The 18,055-nt window shown below is 70.7% G+C and carries 18 protein-coding genes; 3 read left to right on the top strand and 15 right to left on the bottom strand.

Annotation, left to right across the window (positions count from 1 at the left end; all coding sequences use genetic code 11):
• Positions 1-9: 9 nt before the first annotated feature.
• Together AFR_RS34600 and AFR_RS34595 are read right to left on the bottom strand one after the other, a co-directional pair.
• Positions 10-1,674 carry a GGDEF domain-containing protein gene (locus AFR_RS34600; protein WP_023561481.1) on the bottom strand — a complete coding sequence of 555 codons (1,665 nt, stop codon included), beginning with the start codon at positions 1,672-1,674 and terminating at the stop codon, positions 10-12.
• Positions 1,675-1,772: 98 nt separating this feature from the next.
• Positions 1,773-2,480: a carbonic anhydrase gene (locus AFR_RS34595; protein ID WP_023561480.1), complete on the bottom strand. Its 708-nt coding sequence runs from the start codon at positions 2,478-2,480 to the stop codon at positions 1,773-1,775.
• Between the two features lie 165 nt (positions 2,481-2,645).
• Between AFR_RS34595 and AFR_RS34590 the strand changes: the two genes are divergently transcribed.
• Entirely contained in the window at positions 2,646-3,260 is a 615-nt protein-coding gene (locus AFR_RS34590; RefSeq protein ID WP_023561479.1) for a hypothetical protein, read from the top strand.
• Here AFR_RS34590 and AFR_RS34585 read toward each other — a convergent pair.
• From AFR_RS34585 to AFR_RS34575, 3 genes are all read right to left on the bottom strand, one after another.
• Complete coding sequence (locus AFR_RS34585) at positions 3,257-3,604, bottom strand: thioredoxin family protein (protein ID WP_023561478.1); 348 nt, start codon at positions 3,602-3,604, stop codon at positions 3,257-3,259. The genes AFR_RS34590 and AFR_RS34585 overlap by 4 nt on opposite strands.
• A complete protein-coding gene (locus AFR_RS34580; RefSeq protein WP_023561477.1) occupies positions 3,586-3,966 on the bottom strand; it encodes a MerR family transcriptional regulator in 381 nt (126 codons plus the stop codon). The genes AFR_RS34585 and AFR_RS34580 overlap by 19 nt, the downstream gene beginning before the upstream one ends.
• An 88-nt stretch (positions 3,967-4,054) precedes the next feature.
• The gene (locus AFR_RS34575) at positions 4,055-5,044 is read right to left on the bottom strand and encodes an aldo/keto reductase (protein ID WP_023561476.1); all 990 of its coding nucleotides are present in this window, start codon (positions 5,042-5,044) and stop codon (positions 4,055-4,057) included.
• 88 nt (positions 5,045-5,132) lie between these two features.
• On the opposite strand from AFR_RS34575, the gene AFR_RS34570 reads away from it, so the two are divergent.
• Positions 5,133-6,011: an AraC family transcriptional regulator gene (locus AFR_RS34570; RefSeq protein ID WP_023561475.1), complete on the top strand. Its 879-nt coding sequence runs from the start codon at positions 5,133-5,135 to the stop codon at positions 6,009-6,011.
• 51 nt (positions 6,012-6,062) lie between these two features.
• Here AFR_RS34570 and AFR_RS45540 read toward each other — a convergent pair whose 3' ends face one another.
• The 4 genes from AFR_RS45540 to AFR_RS34550 form a co-directional block, all read right to left on the bottom strand.
• Positions 6,063-8,240 carry an IPT/TIG domain-containing protein gene (locus AFR_RS45540; protein WP_023561474.1) on the bottom strand — a complete coding sequence of 726 codons (2,178 nt, stop codon included), beginning with the start codon at positions 8,238-8,240 and terminating at the stop codon, positions 6,063-6,065.
• Between the two features lie 68 nt (positions 8,241-8,308).
• Positions 8,309-9,445 carry a serine hydrolase domain-containing protein gene (locus AFR_RS34560; protein ID WP_023561473.1) on the bottom strand — a complete coding sequence of 379 codons (1,137 nt, stop codon included), beginning with the start codon at positions 9,443-9,445 and terminating at the stop codon, positions 8,309-8,311.
• Between the two features lie 48 nt (positions 9,446-9,493).
• The gene (locus tag AFR_RS34555) at positions 9,494-10,402 is read right to left on the bottom strand and encodes a carbohydrate kinase family protein (protein ID WP_023561472.1); all 909 of its coding nucleotides are present in this window, start codon (positions 10,400-10,402) and stop codon (positions 9,494-9,496) included.
• On the bottom strand, positions 10,402-11,130 hold the full coding sequence (locus AFR_RS34550) for a TetR/AcrR family transcriptional regulator (protein ID WP_023561471.1): 729 nt from the start codon (positions 11,128-11,130) through the stop codon (positions 10,402-10,404). The genes AFR_RS34555 and AFR_RS34550 overlap by 1 nt, the downstream gene beginning before the upstream one ends.
• 53 nt (positions 11,131-11,183) lie before the next feature.
• Here AFR_RS34550 and AFR_RS34545 point away from each other — a divergent pair, with 53 nt between their 5' ends.
• Complete coding sequence (locus tag AFR_RS34545) at positions 11,184-12,317, top strand: FAD-dependent oxidoreductase (RefSeq protein WP_023561470.1); 1,134 nt, start codon at positions 11,184-11,186, stop codon at positions 12,315-12,317.
• Here the strand turns inward: AFR_RS34545 and AFR_RS34540 are convergent.
• From AFR_RS34540 to AFR_RS34515, 6 genes are all read right to left on the bottom strand, one after another.
• Complete coding sequence (locus tag AFR_RS34540) at positions 12,298-12,669, bottom strand: AtzH-like domain-containing protein (RefSeq protein ID WP_023561469.1); 372 nt, start codon at positions 12,667-12,669, stop codon at positions 12,298-12,300. The genes AFR_RS34545 and AFR_RS34540 overlap by 20 nt on opposite strands.
• 67 nt (positions 12,670-12,736) lie before the next feature.
• The gene (locus AFR_RS34535; RefSeq protein ID WP_023561468.1) at positions 12,737-14,332 is read right to left on the bottom strand and encodes a SulP family inorganic anion transporter; all 1,596 of its coding nucleotides are present in this window, start codon (positions 14,330-14,332) and stop codon (positions 12,737-12,739) included.
• On the bottom strand, positions 14,329-14,994 hold the full coding sequence (locus AFR_RS34530) for a cysteine hydrolase family protein (RefSeq protein ID WP_023561467.1): 666 nt from the start codon (positions 14,992-14,994) through the stop codon (positions 14,329-14,331). The genes AFR_RS34535 and AFR_RS34530 overlap by 4 nt, the downstream gene beginning before the upstream one ends.
• A gap of 1 nt (position 14,995) precedes the next feature.
• On the bottom strand, positions 14,996-15,688 hold the full coding sequence (biuH, locus tag AFR_RS34525; RefSeq protein ID WP_023561466.1) for a biuret amidohydrolase: 693 nt from the start codon (positions 15,686-15,688) through the stop codon (positions 14,996-14,998).
• The gene (gene atzF, locus AFR_RS34520) at positions 15,685-17,304 is read right to left on the bottom strand and encodes an allophanate hydrolase (protein ID WP_023561465.1); all 1,620 of its coding nucleotides are present in this window, start codon (positions 17,302-17,304) and stop codon (positions 15,685-15,687) included. Before atzF ends, biuH begins: the two co-directional genes overlap by 4 nt.
• A gap of 70 nt (positions 17,305-17,374) precedes the next feature.
• Positions 17,375-18,010, bottom strand: a complete 636-nt coding sequence (locus tag AFR_RS34515; protein WP_023561464.1) for a GntR family transcriptional regulator — start codon at positions 18,008-18,010, stop codon at positions 17,375-17,377.
• Positions 18,011-18,055: the final 45 nt, after the last annotated feature.

Here is an 18,055-nt window from a genome sequence, read left to right as displayed (position 1 = left end):
ACGTTCCCGTCAGGCGTCGGCTTCGACGCGGTTGCGGCCCTTGTTCTTGGCGGCGTAGAGGCGTTGGTCGGCGAGGGTCAGGCCGGCCGGGAGGTCGCCGCCCTCCCCGACGATGGCCAGGCCGATGCTGATCGTCACGGCCAGGCCTTCCTGCAGGCAGTCCCACGGGTACGCGGCCACCTGCGCCCGGAGGACCTCGCACCGCGCCCGGGCGTCCTCGGTGTCGACGCCGCCGAGGGCGATGAGGAATTCTTCGCCACCGAAGCGGGCGACGAGGTCGTTGTCGCGGACGTTGTCGCGGAGCAGGGCTGCGATCTGGCGGAGGACCTCGTCGCCGACGAAGTGGCCGAAGCGGTCGTTGACACCCTTGAACAGGTCGACGTCGGCGACCGCGACGCAGAGCGGGCCGGTGGCGGCCAGTTCGGGGAGGCGCAGCTCGACGTAGCGGCGGTTCGGGAGGCCGGTGAGCGCGTCCTCCGATGCCTGCCGCTGCCAGCTCAGGCTGTCGGCTTCGAGTTCGGCGCTGCGGACGCGGTGCAGTTCCGCCTCGAGCCGCAGGTTGTTCGCCTCCAGGCGGGCGTTGTCGAGTTCGAAGTGGTGGACGGCCATGCGGGCGCGGGCGGCGGCGACGTCGTTGTGCGCTTCTCGTTCCAGCGTGTGGAACGAGCGGTAGTGGCCCAGCGCCGCGGCGAAGTTCCCGACCTGTTCGTACGCTTCCGACAGCTCCCGGTGGATCTCCATGGCCATCGGCTTCTCGCCGGCTTCCAGGGCACGGTCGAGGGCTTCGAGCAGCCCGTCGATCGCCGCCGCGCACTCGCCGCGCATGAGGCGTACGTGTGCCTGGTGTTGCAGGGCGGCCGACTCCAGGGACCGGTATCCGTGGATGGCGGCGATGGCGCGCGAGTCCTCGATCATCCGGCCGGCCTCGGCGAAGTCGCCGTCGAGGGCCAGCAGCATGCCGTAGTTGTCGAGGCAGATCGACTCGCGGAACGGGTTGGCGGCGTCGCGGGCCAGCCGCAGAGCCTCGTCGACCAGGCCCAGCGCGGTCTGCAGGGTTTCGTCGGCGGCGTCGGGGTGACCGTCGGACCGCAGCTGGGCGACCTGGTAGACGGCGTTGTCACCGACGTTGTTGAGGATGCAGAAGCGGGCCTCGGCGTCCATGCCGTCGACGATGGTGAGCGCCCGCATCAGATATTCGGTGCTCAGGCTGCGGTTGCCCATGCTCCCGTGCACGACGCCGGTGCGGTTGTGCACCCAGTAGAGCAGGTCGCGGTCGCCGAGCCGCTGGGCGATCTCGCGACCGCGGGCCAGGACGTCGAGGGCTTCCTCGTGCATGCCGAGCTCGTTGAGCGGCATCGCCTGGAGGGTGAGCACCTGGCACAGCGCGGCCTCGTCGCCGACGGTCTCGAGCACGGCCACGGCCTCGCGGCAGGCGTTGGCGGCGTTCTCCTGCTCGCCGAGGCGCAGCAGCTGGTTGGCCAGTGATCGCAGGGCCTCGGCCTCGCCGGCGAGGTCACCGGCGGCGGCGGCGAGGGTCGCGGCCTGCCGGGCGATCGCCGAGCCGGCCCGATAGTCGCCGGCCAGGCGGTTCTCCTCGGCGTGCTGGAGCAGCGCCGTGACCTGGACCGCGGCGGCGCCGGCGGGGCGTTCACGCACGAGGCTGGTGCTGCTCATGCCGCGCCTCCTCCCGATCGACGACCGCGACGGCCACCGATCGGGAGAACCCATCGCCGGAACGGGCCCGTGGTTGAGGAAAACGCGGGCCCGGGTTTTCAGCCGACCAGGCTGACCCGGCCGTCGTCGAGGTCGTACCGGGCGCCGACGATGCGCAGCTCACCGGCCGCGACGTGCTCGGCGATCAGCTCGCTGCGGGAGAGCAGCTCGGTCGCCTGGGCGTGGATGTTGGCGCGGACGGCGTTCTCGGTGGCGTCGCCGGGCTGGGTCAGGACCGGTTCGACGATCGGCCGGAGCGCGTCGACGATGACGCCGATGTGCCCGGGGGCCTGACCGCCGGTGCGGATGGCGTCGATCGTGGCGTTGATCGCGCCGCAGCGCTCGTGGCCGAGGATCACGATCAGCGGGCTGCCGAACTCCTCGACGGCGAACTCGATGCTGCCGAGCAGGAGGTCGTCGACGATGTTGCCGGCGACGCGGTTGTCGAAGACGTCGCCGAGGCCCTGGTCGAAGAGCACCTCCGGGGAGACGCGGGAGTCGGCGCAGCCGACCGTGATGGCGAACGGGTGCTGGCCCGCCGCGAGCTCGTGCAGGTCACGCAGGCTCTGGTGCGGGTGCCGGGCGTGACCGGCGAGGAAGCGGCGGTTGCCGGCGAGCAGCCGGGCCAGCGCCTGAGCGGGAGTGGTCACCGGGTCGTCGGCCGGGTGGGCCGAGGCCGGTGCGGCACCGCCGAGCAGGCCGGCACCGATTGCGGCAGCGCCGCCGGTGAGAAGAAGGGAACGCCGGGACAGGTCGGATCGCGACACCGGGTGTCTCCTTTGGACGTCAGGGGTGAAGCACCGATCTGTCTAGCAGAGAAACGTGAACGGGGCTGTGGGGGTCGGCACGTTTCCGGGATTACTGCCGATGACCGCGCTCCTACTGTGAGTTCTACGCCCACAGGGGCGGACGAACCGGCCAGGAGGCCCGCCATGAAGATCCACCGCAGCGTTCCGACCGTCCTTGTGCTGGCCACCGCCGCATTGACCGGGCTCACCGGCTGCGGCGCGATCGGCGCCACGGCGTCCCCGGCGGCCAGCAGCATCCCGGCCGGCATGGGCGGCACCGAGGATCTCAGCGGCGACTCGACCGCGAGCCCGGACCCGTCGTCCTCGGCCACCTCGTCGAAGAAGCACAAGAAGCCCGCGAAGAGTGCCCCCACGCACTCCTCGCCCGCACCGACGTACACCACCCACGCCCCGAAGCCGCAGGGTCCGCGCGTCGTCTCGTTCAAGGTCGTGCAGAAGCCGAAGTGCGCCGAGGGGACCGCGGTGTTCCGCGCCGAGGCGGTGCCTCTGATCATCAAGTGGAAGATCACCGGCGCCGACTCCGCGGCCCTCTCGGTCGACGACCCCACCGGTACGCCCGGCACGTACGGCCCGGTCGCCCAGTCGGGGACTGAGGAGTTCACGTTCTCCTGCGGTGGCCCGGTCGGCTCGATCGAGACCCACACGTACGCGATCTACACGGTCGGTGGCGGCCACCAGAAGCACAAGACGCTCAAGGTCTCCGCCAAGGTGCTCGACCACGGCACCGAGGTCGGCTAACGGTTCACGTACGCCTCGAACGAACCGGCCAGGGCCTGCCGCAGCTGGGACTTGGGCCGGGCGCCGACGATGGTGTGCACGACAACACCCCGCCGGAAGAAGAGCAGCGTCGGCATCGACATGACGCGGTAGTTCCGGCCCGTCACGGGGTTCTCGTCGATGTTCAGCTGCGCGATCACGAGCTTGCCGGTGAACTCCCCGGCCAGCTCGGCGAGGGTCCTCGCCACCGGCCCGCACGGCGGGCACCACTCCGCCCAGACGTCCAGGACGACGGGCAGCTCACTCCCCAGCACCAGCTCGGCGAACGTGTCGTCGGTGACGGTCGTCAGCGAATCTTCAGGCATCGGATCTCTCTCTCCTCGATGGCCTGGACGAGCTGGCCCCGCAACCGGTCGCGGACGTCGGCGAGCTGGTCCAGATAGGTCTCGACCTCGGAGAGCTTGCGCCGCAGCACGGCGACGGAGTCGGGGCAGACGTGACCGGCGGTGTTGCCGGCCCGCAGACAGGCCACGAACGGCCGGATGTCGTCCAGCCCGAAACCGACGGCCAGCAGAGCCCGGATCTCGTGCACGACCCGCAACTCCGCCTCGTCGTAGCGGCGGTACCCGTTGGCGTCGCGGGACGGCTCGACCAGCCCGTGCTGCTCGTAGTAGCGCAGCGTGCGGGTGCTCGTACCGGCCCGTTCGGCCAGTTCCCCGATCAGCATCCGGCTCACCTCACTCCCAGGTCGCCTCGCACGCTAAGCCTTGTCACCGGCGTCAAGGCAAGTGCTTCCCCATCCGGACCTCCTCGCCTCACCAGGACGGCATGAAGGCTTCGGGGTATCGGGAGCCGGCGGCGCCGCGGGGCAGGATCTCCTGGATGCGGGTCAGGTCGGCCTCGGTCAGGGTCAAGCCGGCGGCGGCGACGTTCTCGGCCAGCCGTTCCGGGCTGCGGGTGCCCGGGATCGGGACGATGTCGTCACCCTGGGCCAGCAGCCAGGCGAGGGCCAGCTGGGTCACCGCGATGCCCTTGCTCGTGGCCAGGTCGGTCAGCGCGCCGACCGAGGCGACGTTGGTCTCGTAGTTGCCGGGCTGCCAGCGGTCGTCCCAGTGCCGCATGTCGTCGTCGGGGTACTCGGCGGCCGGGCGCACGTCCGCGGTGAGGAAGCCCCGGCCCAGCGGCGAGTACGGCACAAAACCGATCCCGAGCTCGCGCAGCACCGGCAGCACGTCGGTCTCGACGGCCCGTTCGAACAGCGAGTACTCGGTCTGGAGCACCGAGACGGGCTGGACGGCGTGTGCCCGCCGGATGGTCTCGGGGCCGGCCTCGCTGAGTCCGAAGAACCGCACCTTGCCTTCCTTGATCAGCTCGCCGACGGTGCCGGCGACGTCCTCGATCGGCACGTCCGGGTCGACCCGGTGCTGGTAGAGCACGTCGAGGTGGTCGGTGCCGAGCAGGGTCAGGCTGCGCTCGGCCACCTCGCGGATGTGCTCGGGGCGGCTGTCGAGGGCAACGCCGTACTGGGCCGGGTCGGTGAAGTCGAAGCCGAACTTGGTGGCGAGCACCACCTCGTCGCGGAAGCCGCGGACTGCCTCACCGAGGATGCGTTCGCCTTCGCCCTGGCCGTACAGCTCGGCGGTGTCGAAGTGGGTGACGCCGAGCTCGTGGGCGCGCCGGATGGTCGCCAGGCTGTTCTTGTCGTCCGCCGCGCCGTACGCCATGGTCATGCCCATGGTGCCGAGGCCGATCGCCGACGTCTCGAGGCCCTGGGTCCCGAGCTGCCGCTTGTGCATGTTCGTCATGGCTTCGACGCTAGGTTCGCCGGCGCCTGGCGTCATGGGCCCGCAGCCGCATAGTCTTGCCTGATCCTCTCACCCGGAGGGCCGAGGGATGATCGAAGATCTTGCCCGTGTCATCGCCGCGCACACGGCCGGCTTCTGGACGGACACCGAGGTTCCGCGCCTGGGACTGGTCTCCGCCGACGAACGCCCGGGCGCCATCGACATGCTCTACACGCCGATGATCTGCTTCGTCGGCAGCGGCTCGAAGCGTACGGCGGCCGGGGACCGGAACTGGCAGGTCGACAGCGGCCACATGTTCCTCGCCTCGCTGGAGATGCCGATCACCGCGACCTTCGAGCGCATGCCGTACCGGTCAGCCGTGCTCCAGCTCGACCAGCAGGTGCTGGCTGACCTGCTGCTGGAGCTCGGTGCCGCGGCCGGGCGGGAGTCCACCGACCCGGGCGGGATGACCACGGCCCGGATGAGTCCCGAGCTGATCGGCGCGGTGGTCCGGTGGGTCGGCCTGCTCGACACCCCGGAGGACATCCCGGCGCTGGCCGGCCGGATCGAGGGCGAGATCCTCTACCGGCTGCTGGGCAGCCCGCTGGGGCCGGTGCTGCGGCAGTTCGCGCTGGCGGAGTCGCACGTCACGCAGGTGCGCGGGGCGGCCCGCTGGATCCACCAGCACTTCGCCGAACCGCTGAGCGTCGAGGCGATCGCGGCGGTCGCCCACATGAGCACGGCGACGCTGCACCGGCACTTCAAGTCCGCGACCGGGATGAGCCCCCTGCAGTTCCAGAAGAGCCTGCGCCTGCAGGAGGCGCGGCGACTGCTGGTGGCCGGCGACGCGACCGCCGCGCTGGTGGGCGAAAAGGTGGGCTACGCGAGCGCAACGCAGTTCACCCGCGAATACCGCCGGGCCTACGGCGCACCACCGGCCCAGGACGCCCTCCGCCTGCGAACCCTCCTCAAGCTGCTGAACGCCTGACGGCCGGCGGATCACCGCCGGCCGTCAGCCATCGTCGGAGCAGGGTCAGGGTCAGGGCCGGGGCAGGAAGGTGAACGGCATCGGCGCGCTGGTGCCACCCGGCGTCGTCACCACGATCGGTGCGGCACCGGCCGTCGTCCGCGCCGGAAGCGTCAGCTTGAGCTGGGTGTCCGACACCTTGGTGAACGTCGTCGAGGTGCCGCCGACCGTCAGTCGTGTGGCGCCCGTCAGACCCGTACCGGTGATCAGCAGTGGGGTGGAGGTCCTGGTCATGGTCGAGGTGACGCTGAGCGAGGTGATCGCCGGGGCCGGCGGGGCGGTGTAGGTGAACTGCGCCGCCGAGCCCGTCGCGGACGTGCCGCCCGGGGTGGTCAGCTGGAGGCCGGCGGCCCCGGCCGCGTGGACCGGCAGGGTGGCCTTGATCTGGGTGCTCGAGACCTTCGTGTACGACAGCGCGACACCGTCCAGGGTCAGCTTGGTCGAGTCGGTGAAGTTCTCACCGGTGATCACCACCGGGGTCCGGAGGTAGGTGAGGCCGCTGCTCGGCGTGACCCCGGTGATGGCGGGCACCGGCGGCGTCAGGTAGGTGAACGTGCTGTCCTCGGTGGCCGTGCTGCTGCCACCCGGGGTGGTGATCTGCAGGGTCCGGGCCCCGGCGGTGCCGGCCGGCAGGGTCAGCTTGAGCTGGGTGCCGGACACCTTCTGGAACGAGACCGGCGTACCGCCCAGGGTGACCTTGGTGGTCCCGGCGAGGTCGGTACCGGTGACGACAACCGCCGTCCGCTTGTAGGTGAGACCGCTGCCGGGCTCGATCGAGCTCACCGCCGGGGCCGGCGGCAGGGCGTACGTCAGCTGACCGGCCGGCGTGCTCGTCCCGTACGTGTTGGTCACGGTGACCGGGACGGTTCCGGCGGTCCGGGCCGGAGCGACGAAGCTCAGCGACGTCGGGGTGACCGCCTTGGCGGGAACGGCCGTGGTGCCGACCTTGACACTCGTGACACCGGTGAGATCACGGCCGGTCAGCGTGACCGTGGTCCCGCCGAGGGTGACGACGGTGCCCGGGTTCAGTGTGGTGATGCCCGGCGCCGGCGGGACGTAGGTGAACTTGCTGGTCGAACTCGCGACGCTGGTGCCGGTCGGGTTCGTGACCGTGATGTCGACAACCCCGTCGGCGTGCGGCGGGGCGACGGCGACGAGCTTGGTCAGGCCGCCGACGGTCTGCTGCGTGAAGGTGGCCTCGTCGCCGCCGAAGCGCACCGACGTGGCGCTGGACAGACCGGCGCCCGTGATCGTCACCGAGGTGCCCGCCGGGGCCTTGACGGTGGACAGTGCGCCGACGGTCGGCAGCAGCGGGATCGGGGAGGCCGGGGTCGAGATGCCGTTGACGGCGTACCCACCCGTGGCGGCCTTGGTGATGAAGCTCCACGCGACGTGGGCGTCACCGCTGTTGCCCCACACCGAACCCCACGAGTTCCGGATGTAGACACCCTGCGCGTCGTACCCGTACACGGCGATCATGTGACCGCCCAGGTTCGTGCCGCTGACGGTCGTGTAGAGGTTGTGGCTGCGCAGGTACATGAAGTCCTTGTAGACCGGGATCGCGAGGGCGACCGGGCTGCCGGACGCCAGCGTCTGCATGATCGCGGTCTGCGCGCCGGCACCCTGGTTCGCGCCGGCGAAGAGACGGCTCCAGTTGCCCACGCGGTAGTTCTTCGCGTTGTCGATCTCCGCCTGTGTCGGCGCGGCCTGCCAGTTCGCCGTGCCCTGCCAGTAGTTCGCCTGGGTGTCGACACCACCCGACGCCGCGTTGGCGAGAACCGAGTCCGGGTTCAGCCCGGCCGAGGGAGCCCCGCCCTTGGCGACGTTGCGCATGTAGAGGAAGAGGGGCGCGTACGGGGCGCCGACACCACTGGTCCGGTTCGCCCAGTACCCCATGATGCTGTAGCCGATCGTCCACGCCACACACGCGCCGATCTGGCCCTGGTCGCCGACCGCCGGGGCGTACTGCCGCAGGTCGACACTCGTGGGCAGCACCTCGTTGGCGTGCACACCACCGGTCGCCGGTTTCGCGGTGACACGGACGGTGCTCTGGATGACACCGCCGACAGCGTGCGGCAGCGCTTCCGGGCCGGAGGGCAGGGTGGCGAACGCGGTCGCCGGTATCGCGGTGACGACGACCGCGGCCACCGCGATCCAGCGCCGCGACAGAACGCGGGACTTCATGCGCATCCGGGGGTCCTTCCGAGGGGCGGTGCGAGGACAGCCCCATCGGCCGGGTGGTGCGCGGCTTGAGATCTTTAGAACGCCTCCCAGAACGCGTTCGCGTACGCGTCCGGCATCGGGCTGGTCATCTCCCGCTGCGTGAGCAGCACCCCGACCCGCCCGCCACGCAGATCGGTGTAGCAGGCCGTGCCCGTGCCGCCGGTCCAGCCGTAGCTCCCGGCCGCCGGCCCCGGCACCTCACGACCGGTGGCGACCGCGCCCCCGAAGCCCCAGCCCCACCCGTCCCAGAAGCCCGGCAACCACATCGCCGCCGCCTTCTGCTGGGCGGTGAGCCGGTCGGTGGTCATCTGCGCAACCGAACCGTCGGAGAGCAGACCGCCGCCCCCGTCGAGCAGCATCCGGCCGAAGGCGAGACAGTCGTCGACGGTCGAGATCAGCCCGGTCGCCCCTGACACCCGCAGGGGAGGAGACCAGCGGCCCTCAGGCTCCGCGCACACCTCGAGCTCCCCGGACATGCCCGGCCGGTACGCCGTTGCGAGCCGTTCCGGATCGATGCAGGCATACGAGGTGTCCCGCATCCCCAGAGGCTCGAAGAGCCGCTCGTGCAGCAGCGTCTCGAGACTCAGACCGGTCGCCCGCTGCAGCAGCGCCCCGAGGATTTCGCCGCCACCGTGGTAACTCCAGCCCTCACCCGGCTGGTGCAGCAGCGGAAGTGTCCCCAGCCGCGCCATCCACTCGTCGCGGGAGAACGGCTCCGGATCGGCGCCGGGCCCGAGCTGCAGCGCCTCGATCCGCTCCTGGACCGGGTACGTCCCCGGCGGTGCCATCACAGCCCCGTACCCGTGGGTGTAGGTGAGAACATGCTGCACGGTGATCGGCCGGGCGAGCGGCACCACATCGTCCAGCTCCGCGCCGAGCTCCCGCAGCACGGGCCGCCCGGCCAGCTCGGGCAGCCACTCGTCGACGGGTTTGTCCAGCGCGAGCGTGCCGTCCTCGACCAGCATCAGCGCCACGGCGGCGACCAGCGGCTTGGTCAGCGAGGCGATCCGGAACAGCGTGTCGCGGGTCATCGGCACCCCGGTCCCGAGATCGCGGACGCCGACACAGGCCACGTCGACCTCCGCACCCCGTGCCCTCAGCGCAACCGCGCCGGGCAGGTGACCGTTCTCCACGTACGGCCGCAGCGCCGCCTCGATCCGCTCAGAGCTCATGGCCCAGTTCTAGTGGTGAAGGCCTGGTGCTGTCGACCCGGTCCGGACTCAGTCCTGCCTCCGGATGAAGCCGTCCGGGCCGACGGGCCGGGTGCACGCGTACGCCCCGGCGATGGCACCACGCCGCAGGCAGGCGGCGTCGTCGAGCCCGTCGGACAGCGCGGCCAGGAAGGCGGCGGCGAGGGCATCCCCGGCACCGTTCGAGTCGACGATCGGCCCGCCCGGGTCGGCGGCGGGCTCGTGGAGGTGTCCGCCGGCCGTGTAGAGGTCGGCGGCGGGCTCGTGGAGGTGCCCGCCGGCCGTGTAGAGGTCGGCGCCGGCTGCTCCGGCCGTGACGACCACGTGCGAGGCGACACCGTCGGCCAGGATCCACCGGGCCACCTCGGCGGCCCGGTCACCGAGCTGGACACCGCTCACGAAGACGAGGTCGGCGCCGAGCGCGAAGTCGCGGTGATAGTCGTCGGTCCCGTTCCAGTCGTGCAGGTCGGTGGAGACGGTGCGCCCGCCGGTGCGTGCCTCCGCGAGCAGGTGCCGCGCCCAGCCCGTGAGGGTGACGTGCACGTGCCGGGCCCGGTCGAGCAACGGCCGGTAGGTCTCCACCGGCAGCCGGTAGCCGGGCACGACCCGCGCATCGAAGATCGAGAGCCGCCGCCCGTGGGGGTCCATCAGGTTGACGGCCCGGCGGGTGCCACCGGTCGAGATCGCCGTCCGCAACGGAATGCCCCACCCGGCAAAGGCGGCCGTGATGCGCCGCCCTTCCTCGTCGTCCCCGACCGCATCCGCGACGGTGACCTCCACCCCGAGGTTGCGCAGCCCGAGCGCAACACAGGTCCCGGTGTGCGACACGAACGTCCGCACCGGCCCGGCCGCCTGCACCCCGTCGGCCGCCAGGATCGGCAGCTCACCGACGGGCACCACGGTGTCGATCCCGGTACCCCCGACCACCAGCACAGTCATCACACGCTCCCGGCTCGGGCGAGGTTGTCGATGACCATGTCCAGGGCGAAGTCGAAGCGGTCGTGTCCGGTGCCCGAGGTCAGCTCGGTGGCGTACCGCCTGGTGTGGGGGAACTTGTCCTCGGGCAGCGCCTCGAAGCGGCTCACCAGGTCGTCGCGGCTCAGGACCCAGATCGCACCGGGGTCCTTCCGTCGCTGCTGGACCATCGAGGCTTCCAGCGCATATCCGGCGACGTAGAGGGAGAGCGTGTCGACGGCCCAGGCCGCGGTACGGGGGCCGGCGCCCGAGGCGAGCGCGATGGCCAGCAGCCCCTCGCCGACCCGCAGGGTCTCCAGGTTGGTGGGGACGACGGCCAGCGCGGCCCGCGAGACGCCGGGATATTCGAGGTACCGGTCACGCAGCTGGGCGTACACGTTTTTCAGCTGTTCCTGCCACCGTGCCGGATCGGGCCTGGGCAGCTTGATCTGCGAGCACAGCCGGCCGACCAGCAGGTCGTCGAGGTCCGCCTTGTTGACGATGTGGGCGTAGAGGGACGACGGCCCGGTGCCGAGCACCTTCGCGACGCTGCGGATGGTCAGAGCGTCGTACCCGTCGGTGGCGACGACCTGCAGCGCGGCGTCGGTGATGCGCTCGACCGTGATGGGCGTCCTGGGGATCGCCGGATCGAGGGGGACGGTGCCGGGCTGGGCGTGCCGGGCGGCGCGGCGCCGGGAGGGGTCGACTGCCATACCTGTCACTATACGTTGACACGAACAATGTTCGCTGCGTAGAACTTAGTTCCATGACAACTCCGGTCACGATCATCGGCGCGGGTCTGGGTGGGCTCACCCTGGCGCGCGTTCTGCACGTCAACGGCGTCCCGGTCACCGTTCACGACGCGGACGCCTCCCCGGATGCGCGTACCCAGGGTGGGCAGCTCGACCTGCATGAGCACGACGGTCAGCTCGCGCTCGAGATCGCCGGGCTCACCGAGGAGTACCGCTCGATCATCAACCGGGGCGGCGGTGCGCAGCGGGTCCTCGATCAGCACGGCACGGTGCTTCTCGAACTGAGCGACGACGGTTCGATGACACGGCCGGAGGCTCTGCGCGGAGACATCCGCCGCATCCTGCTGGAGTCGCTGCCCGCCGGGACCGTGCAGTGGGGCAAGAAGCTTCTGTCGGCGGCACCCCTCGGCCGGGGACGTCACGAGCTCACCTTCGCGGACGGCTCGACGGTCGTCTCCGACCTGCTCGTGGGCGCCGACGGCACCTGGTCCAAGGTCCGGCCGCTGGTCTCGGACGCGAAGCCGGCCTATGCGGGCATGAGTTACGTCGACCTCTACCTGCACGACGTCGACAATCGGCACCCCGGCGCGGCGAGGACGGTCGGCAGCGGCGCCCTGAAAGCCCTGATCCCCGGCCAGGGATTCCTGGCCCACCGGGAAGCGGGCAACGTCATCCACACCTACGTCGTCTTCTTCCGGCCGGTCGAGTGGTTCGCCGGCATCAACTTCGCCGACGCCGCCACCGCGAAGGCCCGGATCGCCGCGGAGTTCGACGGCTGGGCCCCCGAACTCGTCTCGCTGATCACCGAGGGGGAGACCGCGCCGGTCCTGCGCAGCATTTACGAGCTTCCCAGCGATCACCGGTGGGACCGGGTGCCCGGCGTGACATTGATCGGCGACGCCGCGCACGTGACACTGCCCGGCGGCGACGGCGCGAACCTCGCCATGCTCGACGGCGCCGAACTCGGTCAGGCCATCGCCGCAAACCCCGAAACCGCCTTCGCTGCCTACGAGAAGGTCATGTTCCCGCGCAGCGAGGCCGCGGCCATCGCCGCGCACGAGACCATCGATCTCATCTTCGGCGCCGAGGCACCGCAGGGCCTGATCACCCTCTTCGAAGGAATCGCGGCTACGCGGCCGGGTGGCTGACGTGGGCGGTGATGATGCGCCAGCCTGAGGGTAGGCGGAGCCAGCTCTGGGACTGGCGGCCCAGGGTGTCCGAGCCCGGGTACCCGAACAGCGTGGTCACGACCGCGACGTCCGCGCCGTACGTGGTGATGATCGTGTCCTTGAGGCGGCGGCCCGGGGGCAGGGGTGGCTGGGCTTTGCGCCAGGCTGTCTGTTCGGCCAGGCCGACCTGCTGGTCCGCGACGCCGAAGCGCACCGCGTCGTCGGTGAAGAAGGCGATGATGCGGTCCACGTCGTTGGCGACCAGGGCGTCCTCGTAGTCCGCGAACGCGGCGGCCACCTCGTCGACGATGTCCGGCCGGTTGATCTGCATGGCACCTCCTGGGCGGGGTGGCGGCGGCCCGGCAATCGCTGCCGGGCCGCCGCCGTCGGTGGGATTTTCAGACCTTTGCCGGTACGCCGCCCTCGGGCGCCTCGGTGAACTCGTTGCCGCCGGTGTGGAGGCGTTCGAGTTCGAGCTCGTCGGCGTCCGGTTCGCGGGGTGCGGGTTTGGTCAGGGCGAAGAGGACGCAGATGATCGTGAGGAAGAGGTAGCCGAGGCTGACCGGGCCGTCGGCGTTGAGCTGGACCTTTTCGGCGTGGATGAGGCCGACGAAGGTCAGGACGGCACCCGCGCCGGAGAAGATCGCGGCCTGCCAGAAGCGTTTGTCGATGATGAAGGCGACGATCGCGCCGAGGACCAGGCCGGCCAGGATCGCGCCGGAGCCCAGGGTTTTCAGGCCGTCGTAGACGACACCCGCACCGGCGAGGGTGCTGATGCCGACGTCGGCCGCGGTGGTGCCGGCCGCCGAGAGGACGTTGTCCATCTGGCCGGTGGCCCAGCTTGCGATGTTCGGGATGAGGGCCGCGACCACCGCCGCGGCGTGCGCTCTGGGTGTGGCCTGGAAGGCCTGGGCGCCGATGAGGAGACCGATGTAGAGCAGGATCGGGACGATGGCCGCGGTCGGGAAGAGCGTGCCGAGCAGGCCGAACATTCCGAAGAAGCAGAGCAGGGCGATGACCACACCGGTGGCCATCGAGTAGCCGGTGCGGCCGCCCGCGGCCTTCCAGCCGGGGTGACCGACGTACACGGCCGGCGGGAACGGGGAGCCGAGCATCGAGCCGATGACCGCGCCGCCGCCGTCCGCGAGCAGAACGCTGCGCAGGTTGTAGCGGTCGCCGGCCGTTGCGGCGCTCTCCACGTTGGTCATGGCCTCGGTGAAGTTGTAGACGCCCAGCGGGATGGCCGTGGCCAGCAGCGGGGCCATGTCGCGGAGGCCGTCGAGGAGCAGGTCGAACTTGAGGTGCGGGAAGGCGAAGGCGATGTCCTTGGCCGCGGCGGTCACGTCCGGCACCGACATGGCGCCCCCGGCCCAGCCGATCGCGCTGCCGAGAAGCAACGCCACCAGGCCGATGGGCAGGTTGAACGGGAGCTTGACGTCGGTGAGCAGGCCGATCAGCAGCAGACCGAAGACGGGCAGGGCGATCCAGGCGGCCTTCCACATCTGGCCGGCCGGGTTCATCGAGATGAACGTGATGGAGATGCCGGCGAGCGTGCCCAGCAGCGCCGCGCGGGGTGCGTACTTGCGGATGTACGGCCCGACGAACGCGCCGATCAGCACGATGATGCCGATGATGAACGCCCACGCGATGCCGGCCGTCCACGCCTGGATCGGGTCCTTCGTGCGCAGGTAGATCGGCAGCATGATGACGAAGATGACGATGAACATGTGCGGGACGCTGGGGCCGTACGGCATGGCCGTGACGTCGGAGCGGTTCTCCTTCGCGGCCAGGCGGCGCGCGAGGTAGGTGTAGTACATGTTGCCCAGCACCAGGGCGATGCCCAGCGCGGGCAGGACAACACCGAAGACGTCACCCGGGTCCATGCCGATGACGCCGATGCACAGGCCGGTGAGGGTCAGGACGTTGACGAGGACGTTGACGCCGAAGCCGAAGAACGCGTTGGTGTCACCGCGTACCCAATAGGGGAGTTTCATGAGAGCTCCTGGAGGGGGACCGACGTGGAATCAGCGACCCAGCCGAAGATGCCGCCCTGGGCGGCGATCATCTCCAGGCCGACACGCTGGAACTCGGGGAAGTAGGAGCCGACGCAGTCGGCGAGCACGAGGCATTCGTAACCGCGGTCGTTGGCCTCGCGGACCGTCGTGTGCACGCACACCTCGGTGGTCACACCGGCGACGAGCAGGCTGCGGATGCCACCCTTGTCGAGCAGCTCCTGCAGCTCGGTGGCGTAGAACGCACCCTTGCCGGGCTTGTCGACGACGGCCTCACCCGGCGCGGGCTGGAGTTCGTCGATGATGTCGTGGCCGTACTCGCCGCGGATCAGGATGCGCCCGAAGGCGCCGGGGTCGCCGATCCGCTTGCTCGGTGCGCCGCGTTCGAGCTTGGCCGGTGGACAGTCGGAGAGGTCGGGCAGGTGGCCCTCGCGGGTGTGGATGACCGGCAGGCCGGCCGCCCGCCAGGTCGTCATGAACGCCGCGAGAGGCGCGATCGTGCGGCGCAGCTGCGAGACGTCGTTGCCGAGGCTCTCGCCGAAACCGCCGGGCTCGAGGAAGTCCCGCTGCATGTCGATGACCAGCAGCGCCGTGGTCGCAGGGTCGAAGGTGAACGGGCCTGGCTGCGCCTCGACGGTGGGCATCTCAGACCTCCGTCGCGGCGATGACGTCGTCCGACGTGGACACACACCCGAAGACGCCGCCCTGCATCGTGACCATGTGCAGTGCTGCCGTGTGGTTCGCCGGGTCGGTGGCGCCGGTGCAGTCGGAGAGGATCAGGCACTCGTAACCGCGGTCGTTGGCCTCCCGCATCGTCGTGTGCACACACACGTCGGTGGTGATGCCGGTCAGAATCAAGTGCGTGATGCCATGCGTACGCAGGACGAGGTCGAGGTTGGTCGCGTAGAAGGCACCCTTGCCGGGCTTGTCGACGATCACCTCACCGGCCACCGGAGCGACCTCGGGCACGATCTCCCAGCCCGGTTCGCCCTTGGTGAGGATGCGCCCGCACGGCCCCTGGCTGCCGATCTCGGCACCGATCTGCGCCGAGCGCCACCGCTTGTTGGCCGGCAGGTCGGACAGGTCGGGGTCGTGACCTTCGCGGGTGTGGATGACGAGCATGCCGAGGCTGCGGACGTGCGCCAGCAGTTTGGCGGTGGCGGGCAGGCCGGCCCGGGTCAGGGCGATGTCGTACCCCATCGACTCGACGTAACCGCCGGGTCCGCAGAAGTCGGTCTGCCAGTCGATGCAGATCAGGGCCGTGCGCTCGACCGGCACCGAGCCGTCGTAGGGCCAGAGGTAGGGGGTGGCTTTGACCGGTCCGATGCTGGCGGTCATGTGTCCTGCCTTTCCGATGAACGGTGTGCCCGCCAGCCGCCGCTGGCGGTGATGTCCTGACCTGCGGCGGCCGCGTAGGCCTCGCACAGGAAGCCGGTCACCTCGCTGCCGTCGGCCAGGACGATCCGGCCGAGGGACAGCGGGGCGGGAATGCCGGCGAGCAGGCTGCCGACGGTCGCGGCCGGCAGCTGCCAGAGTTCGATGTCGATCGAGGCGCCCGTGGTGTCGCGGACCAGTCCCGGTGCGCCCGAGGGCAGGCTGTAGAGCCGGTAGCAGGGTGCTGTGCGGGCCGCGCCGATCAGCGTGGCCCGGCGGTCGGTGAGCTCGGCGTTGCGGGGTTCGCCGCTGAGGTGCAGCCCGACAACGGCGATCGTCATCAGGTCGTCCTGCTCGGTCAGTGATCCGGCCAGCAGGGCCAGGGTGTCGTCGCTGAAGGCCGGCCCGAACAGCGTCAGGCTGGCGGGTCGTCCGTCCTCGGTGAAACCGTTCGGTACGGTCACCGCGGCGAGGTCGAGCAGGTTGGCGAACTGCGTGTACCGGCCCAGGTTGAGGTTGCGGCCGATCGGGTCGGCGGCGATCTCCTCGTGGGTGTACGTCGTGCCGATGGTCGGCAGCACCAGCACGTCGATGCTCTCCCAGAGCCGGTCGGTCCAGGCCTTGAGCTCCTGCAGACGATGCACGCCCCGCCACGCGTCGGCGGCCGTGAACCGCAGCCCGGTCTCCAGCACCTGCCGGGTCACGGGCAGCACCGAGTCCGGGTGGGCGCCGAGGAAGTCACCGAGGTCGGCCAGCCGCTCGGCCACCCACGGCCCGCGGTAGAGCAAATCACCGGCCTCCAGCAGCGGCTCGATGTCGACGACTCGGACGTCGCCGCCGAAGCGGTCGAGGCCGGCCGCGAACGCCTTCTCCTGACCCGCGTCACCGAAGAAGTCGAGGCTGCGGGCCGCCCCGATCCGCAGCTCGGCCGGGCTGCGCAGCGGGGACGAACCCGTACGCCCCCAGGCGTCACCGGCCGCCAGGCCCTTGGCCACCCGCAGCACCGCCGCGGCCCGCGCGACGTCCGGCGCGAAGATCGAGACACAGTCGAGGGACCGGCAGGCGGGGACAACACCAGCGGTGCTGAGCAGCCCGCGGGTCGGTTTGATGCCGACGATGCCGTTGAGCGCGGCGGGCACCCGGCCCGAGCCCGCGGTGTCGGTGCCGAGGGAGAAGTCGACGAGCCCGGCGGCCACCGCGACGGCCGAGCCCGAGCTGGACCCACCGGAGATCAGGCCACCCCCGAAGACACTTTCCGGCGACCCGTACGGCGACCGCGCACCGGTCAGCCCGGTGGCGAACTGGTCGAGGTTCGTCTTGCCGACGAGCAGCGCACCCGCGTCCAGCAGCCGCTGCACGACGGGCGCGGTCCGATCGGGCACGTAGGCGAAGTCGGGGCAGGCCGCGGTGGTCGGCATCCCCGCAACGTCGATGTTGTCCTTGACGGCGAAGGTCAGTCCGGCCAGGGGAAGACCGGCGGGGACCGCGGCGGCCCGGGCCCGCAGATCCGCCTCGCCGACGGTGCTGATCCAGACCCCGTCGTCGCCGCGGTCGCGGATGCGCTGGAAGACGTCGTTCATTCTGTCGATTGTCGACCGTTCTGTTTCGGCCGACTCCACGTCAGGTAACGCTCAGATGTCGTGGCGTGATCTAGGGCAGATAGGTGCGGGCCCCGTGGGCGCTCAGAGCGGAAATGATGGCATTTGCGTCGCCCAGAGCCACCGCGGCCAGCAGGCGTTCGTGGCGGTGCACACCGTCCGACGGCTCGGCGACCTCGGCCTCACGACGCAGATTGACCGCCATGTACAACTGGAGGCGTACCAGGACCGACTCGTACAGGACGGACAGCTGGCGGTTGCCGCCGAGGGTGACCACCTCGACGTGGAAGCGCCGGTGCGCGTCGGCGATCGCCAAGCGGTCGCCGGCCTCGGTCGACTTGCGCATCACCTCGAGCGCGGCCTGCAGCCCGGAGAGATCGGCGCCGGGCCGGATGTTCGCGACGGCGTGCCGCTCGAGCACGTCGCGGACCTCGTAGAGCTCGCGGACGTCGTCGTCGGACAGGGTCGCGACCCGGACACCACGCCGCGGGATGTGTTCGACCAGCCCCTGCTGGGCCAGCAGCCGCAGCGCCTCGCGCAGCGGGGCCCGGCTGATGCCCAGCCTGCGGGTCAGCTGCTCCTCGACGAGGCGCTCACCGGGGTCCGTCCGGCCGCTGAGGATCTCGCGGCTGAGCCGGTCGAGCGCGAGGTCGACGAGGCTGTGACTCTCCAGCTCCCCGTCACCCACATGACGAGTGTGCCAGTACCTCGCCGTCGCGCACCGACCGGCTCT

Origin of the sequence: Amorphoplanes friuliensis DSM 7358 (assembly GCF_000494755.1) — a bacterium.
GTDB classification, from domain to species: domain Bacteria; phylum Actinomycetota; class Actinomycetes; order Mycobacteriales; family Micromonosporaceae; genus Actinoplanes; species Actinoplanes friuliensis.
This window is presented reverse-complemented; position numbering and strand designations above follow the sequence as displayed.